Origin of the sequence: Campylobacter sp. IFREMER_LSEM_CL2101 (genome assembly GCF_025771825.1) — a bacterium.
GTDB classification, from domain to species: domain Bacteria; phylum Campylobacterota; class Campylobacteria; order Campylobacterales; family Campylobacteraceae; genus Campylobacter_D; species Campylobacter_D lari_C.
Genome location: NZ_JAKMQZ010000019.1, coordinates 1 through 5,812 on the forward strand (window position 1 = coordinate 1; position 5,812 = coordinate 5,812).

Annotated in this window: 2 tRNA genes and 3 rRNA genes; all 5 read left to right on the forward strand. The window is 43.3% G+C overall.

The features are described 5' to 3' along the window. Positions 1 to 254 precede the first annotated feature (254 nt). Positions 255 to 1,768: ribosomal RNA gene (locus L8V88_RS07820) — 16S ribosomal RNA — on the forward strand. A gap of 95 nt (positions 1,769 to 1,863) precedes the next feature. Then, a tRNA-Ala gene (locus L8V88_RS07825) sits at positions 1,864 to 1,939 on the forward strand. Positions 1,940 to 1,947: 8 nt separating this feature from the next. Further along, positions 1,948 to 2,024, forward strand: a tRNA-Ile gene (locus L8V88_RS07830). A gap of 456 nt (positions 2,025 to 2,480) precedes the next feature. Further along, positions 2,481 to 5,388, forward strand: a 23S ribosomal RNA gene (locus L8V88_RS07835). A gap of 281 nt (positions 5,389 to 5,669) precedes the next feature. Beyond that, positions 5,670 to 5,786 (forward strand): 5S ribosomal RNA (gene rrf, locus L8V88_RS07840). Together the 16S, 23S and 5S rRNA genes with 2 tRNA genes alongside form the textbook arrangement of a ribosomal RNA operon. Positions 5,787 to 5,812 lie beyond the last annotated feature (26 nt).

Consider the following 5,812-nt stretch of genomic DNA (forward strand, 5'->3'; position numbering starts at 1 on the left):
AATCTATTTAATAAAACTTTAAGCTTTTATTGCTATAATTTCATTTCCTTTTCAAACGAAAGGGTTTTAAAAAGCTAAGACTTTTTGTCTTAATTTTTAGTATTTGTTCTTTAAATTATTAATATTGTTAATCAAATCTTATAGTCAATCTTTGAAATCTAAATAAGTGATCGATTGAGCCAGAAAGATTTATTTTTAAATCTTAACAATCAACTTTTTCTTTGAAGAAAAAGATTAAACTTATCCAATTATTTTTTATGGAGAGTTTGATCCTGGCTCAGAGTGAACGCTGGCGGCGTGCCTAATACATGCAAGTCGAACGATGAAGCTTTTAGCTTGCTAGAAGTGGATTAGTGGCGCACGGGTGAGTAAGGTATAGTTAATCTGCCCTACACAAGAGGACAACAGTTGGAAACGACTGCTAATACTCTATACTCCTGCTTAACACAAGTTGAGTAGGGAAAGTTTTTTCGGTGTAGGATGAGACTATATAGTATCAGCTAGTTGGTGAGGTAATGGCTCACCAAGGCTATGACGCTTAACTGGTCTGAGAGGATGATCAGTCACACTGGAACTGAGACACGGTCCAGACTCCTACGGGAGGCAGCAGTAGGGAATATTGCGCAATGGGGGAAACCCTGACGCAGCAACGCCGCGTGGAGGATGACACTTTTCGGAGCGTAAACTCCTTTTCTTAGGGAAGAATTCTGACGGTACCTAAGGAATAAGCACCGGCTAACTCCGTGCCAGCAGCCGCGGTAATACGGAGGGTGCAAGCGTTACTCGGAATCACTGGGCGTAAAGGGCGCGTAGGCGGATTATCAAGTCTCTTGTGAAATCCAACGGCTTAACCGTTGAACTGCTTGGGAAACTGGTAGTCTAGAGTGAGGGAGAGGCAGATGGAATTGGTGGTGTAGGGGTAAAATCCGTAGATATCACCAAGAATACCCATTGCGAAGGCGATCTGCTGGAACTTAACTGACGCTAAGGCGCGAAAGCGTGGGGAGCAAACAGGATTAGATACCCTGGTAGTCCACGCCCTAAACGATGTACACTAGTTGTTGGGGTGCTAGTCATCTCAGTAATGCAGCTAACGCATTAAGTGTACCGCCTGGGGAGTACGGTCGCAAGATTAAAACTCAAAGGAATAGACGGGGACCCGCACAAGCGGTGGAGCATGTGGTTTAATTCGAAGATACGCGAAGAACCTTACCTGGGCTTGATATCCTAAGAACCTCTTAGAGATAAGAGGGTGCTAGCTTGCTAGAACTTAGAGACAGGTGCTGCACGGCTGTCGTCAGCTCGTGTCGTGAGATGTTGGGTTAAGTCCCGCAACGAGCGCAACCCACGTATTTAGTTGCTAACAGTTAGGCTGAGCACTCTAAATAGACTGCCTTCGTAAGGAGGAGGAAGGTGTGGACGACGTCAAGTCATCATGGCCCTTATGCCCAGGGCGACACACGTGCTACAATGGCATATACAATGAGACGCAATACCGCGAGGTGGAGCAAATCTATAAAATATGTCCCAGTTCGGATTGTTCTCTGCAACTCGAGAGCATGAAGCCGGAATCGCTAGTAATCGTAGATCAGCCATGCTACGGTGAATACGTTCCCGGGTCTTGTACTCACCGCCCGTCACACCATGGGAGTTGATTTCACTCGAAGCCGGAATACTAAACTAGTTACCGTCCACAGTGGAATCAGCGACTGGGGTGAAGTCGTAACAAGGTAACCGTAGGAGAACCTGCGGTTGGATCACCTCCTTTCTAGAGTACAAACTGATAAGTCTCACAACTATCAGTTCATATATAGACTCAATCATCCTTGTTTAGATTTCAAAGATTGATGAAAAGCTAATTTTGGGGAATTAGCTCAGCTGGGAGAGCGCCTGCTTTGCACGCAGGAGGTCAGCGGTTCGATCCCGCTATTCTCCACCATTTATTAAGGGCCTATAGCTCAGCTGGTTAGAGTGCACCCCTGATAAGGGTGAGGTCACAAGTTCAAGTCTTGTTAGGCCCACCATAAAAAAGATTTGTTTATCAATCATATAATAAAGTTTTAAAACTTAAAGCAAGTATATAGCTAATAATAAAGTAGTAAATAAAGTAAAATACTTTATTGCTTATGTTTTTAAATTATTTAAACTCTTTATATATACTTCCTTTAGGTTTTAAGACCTAAGCTAAATAAATAATAGAATATTTTATATATTAGATTAGTTATTTAATGTTATTTGAATTATCATTGTTAAGAGTCACAAGCAAGTTTTAATAAAAACAATTTTACAGGACTTGTTAAAGGATAAAACCTAACTATCTTTTCTTTAGCTTTTAGTTAAAGACAAGTTTTAAACTCACAGCTTAGTGAGACTAATTTATTTAGTTTTATTAAGTGTTTAAATGCTTTCCGTCTTAAGATAGTAAAGTCTTATCATAAAAACTTTAACAAGGAAGTGATGCGTTTTAGAATGAATTTAAAAGGTAAGCTATTAAGAGCGAATGGTGGATGCCTTGGCTGGTAAAGGCGATGAAGGACGTACTAGACTGCGATAAGCTACGGGGAGCTGTCAAGAAGCTTTGATCCGTAGATTTCCGAATGGGGCAACCTAGTATATAGAGATATATACTACCATAATGGAGCGAACGTAGGGAATTGAAACATCTTAGTACCTACAGGAAAAGAAATCAATAGAGATTGCGTCAGTAGCGGCGAGCGAAAGCGCAAGAGGGCAAACCCAGTGCTTGCACTGGGGGTTGTAGGACTGCAATGTGCAATAGGTAAGGTTAGTAGAACACTCTGGAAAGTGTAGCCATAGAGGGTGATAGTCCCGTATACGAAAACCAAACCTTAGCTAGCAGTATCCTGAGTAGGGCGGGACACGAGGAATCCTGTCTGAAGCTGGGTCGACCACGATCCAACCCTAAATACTACTACCAGACCGATAGTGCACAAGTACCGTGAGGGAAAGGTGAAAAGAACTGAGGTGATCAGAGTGAAATAGAACCTGAAACCATTTGCTTACAATCATTCAGAGCACTATGTAGCAATACAGTGTGATGGACTGCCTTTTGCATAATGAGCCTGCGAGTTGTGGTGTCTGGCAAGGTTAAGCACACGCGAAGCCGTAGCGAAAGCGAGTCTGAATAGGGCGCTTAAGTCAGATGCTGCAGACCCGAAACGAAGTGATCTATCCATGAGCAAGTTGAAGCTAGTGTAAGAACTAGTGGAGGACTGAACCGATAGGCGTTGAAAAGCCCCCGGATGACTTGTGGATAGGGGTGAAAGGCCAATCAAACTTCGTGATAGCTGGTTCTCTCCGAAATATATTTAGGTATAGCGTTGTGTCGTAGTATAAGGGGGTAGAGCACTGAATGGGCTAGGGCATACACCAATGTACCAAACCCTATCAAACTCCGAATACCTTATATGTAATCACAGCAGTCAGGCGGCGAGTGATAAAATCCGTCGTCAAGAGGGAAACAACCCAGACTACCAGCTAAGGTCCCTAAATCTTACTTAAGTGGAAAACGATGTGAAGTTACTTAAACAACCAGGAGGTTGGCTTAGAAGCAGCCATCCTTTAAAGAAAGCGTAATAGCTCACTGGTCTAGTGATTTTGCGCGGAAAATATAACGGGGCTAAAGTAAGTACCGAAGCTGTAGACTTGATTTTATCAAGTGGTAGGAGAGCGTTCTATTTGCGCCGAAGGTATACCGGTAAGGAGTGCTGGAGCGAATAGAAGTGAGCATGCAGGCATGAGTAGCGATAATTAATGTGAGAATCATTAACGCCGTAAACCCAAGGTTTCCTACGCGATGCTCGTCATCGTAGGGTTAGTCGGGTCCTAAGTCGAGTCCGAAAGGGGTAGACGATGGCAAATTGGTTAATATTCCAATACCAACATTAGTGTGCGATGGAAGGACGCTTAGGGCTAAGCAAGCTAGCGGATGGAAGTGCTAGTCTAAGGTCGTAGGAGGTTATATAGGCAAATCCGTATAACAATACTCCGAGAACTGAAAGGCTCTTCAAAGTCTTCGGACAGCGAGGAGAATTGCTGATGCCGTCGAGCCAAGAAAAGTTTCTAAGTTTAGCTAATGTTGCCCGTACCGTAAACCGACACAGGTGGGTGGGATGAGTATTCTAAGGCGCGTGGAAGAACTCTCTTTAAGGAACTCTGCAAAATAGCACCGTATCTTCGGTATAAGGTGTGGTTCGCTTCGTATTAGGATTTACTCCGAAAGCGAAGAAACTTACAACAAAGAGTCCCTCCCGACTGTTTACCAAAAACACAGCACTCTGCTAACTCGTAAGAGGATGTATAGGGTGTGACGCCTGCCCGGTGCTCGAAGGTTAATTGATGGGGTTAGCATTAGCGAAGCTCTTGATCGAAGCCCGAGTAAACGGCGGCCGTAACTATAACGGTCCTAAGGTAGCGAAATTCCTTGTCGGTTAAATACCGACCTGCATGAATGGCGTAACGAGATGGGAGCTGTCTCAAAGAGGGATCCAGTGAAATTGTAGTGGAGGTGAAAATTCCTCCTACCCGCGGCAAGACGGAAAGACCCCGTGGACCTTTACTACAGCTTGACACTGCTATTTGGATAAGAATGTGCAGGATAGGTGGGAGGCTTTGAGTATATGACGCCAGTTGTATATGAGCCGTTGTTGAGATACCACTCTTTCTTATTTGGGTAGCTAACCAGCTTGAGTTATCCTCAAGTGGGACAATGTCTGGTGGGTAGTTTGACTGGGGCGGTCGCCTCCCAAATAATAACGGAGGCTTACAAAGGTTGGCTCAGAACGGTTGGAAATCGTTCGTAGAGTATAAAGGTATAAGCCAGCTTAACTGCAAGACATACAAGTCAAGCAGAGACGAAAGTCGGTCTTAGTGATCCGGTGGTTCTGTGTGGAAGGGCCATCGCTCAAAGGATAAAAGGTACCCCGGGGATAACAGGCTGATCTCCCCCAAGAGCTCACATCGACGGGGAGGTTTGGCACCTCGATGTCGGCTCATCGCATCCTGGGGCTGGAGCAGGTCCCAAGGGTATGGCTGTTCGCCATTTAAAGCGGTACGCGAGCTGGGTTCAGAACGTCGTGAGACAGTTCGGTCCCTATCTGCCGTGGGCGTAAGAAGATTGAAGAGATTTGACCCTAGTACGAGAGGACCGGGTTGAACAAACCACTGGTGTAGCTGTTGTTCTGCCAAGAGCATCGCAGCGTAGCTAAGTTTGGAACGGATAAACGCTGAAAGCATCTAAGCGTGAAGCCAACTCTAAGATGAATCTTCTCTAAGCTCTCTAGAAGACTACTAGTTTGATAGGCTGGGTGTGTAATGGATGAAAGTCCTTTAGCTGACCAGTACTAATAGAGCGTTTGGCTTATCTTATTTAAGCATCACTTCCTTGTTAAGGTTTTTAATAAAGCTTTGAATGTTTTTATATGAAAATTACATTTTAGCTTATAAAATCTTACAAGTAAAGTTTATATTAGAACTTGCTCTTAACATTGTTTTTTAAGTATTCTAAAACAATAAAGTGATTTAGCTTAGTAAAACATCTAAATATAAGAATAAGATGAAAGTTAAAATAAAAATAATGATTTTTTATATCTAAATCTTATTGATTGCTTTTATTATGCTATATTAATATAGAATATTTAAATAACAATGTCCGTGATTATACAGATGTGGAGACGCCTTGCTCCATCCCGAACCAAGAAGCTAAGCACATCGTGGGTGATGATACTACGCCTTACTGGCAGGGGGAAAGTAGCTCATTGCGGACTTGTTAATTCTCTTATTATTCTTACTT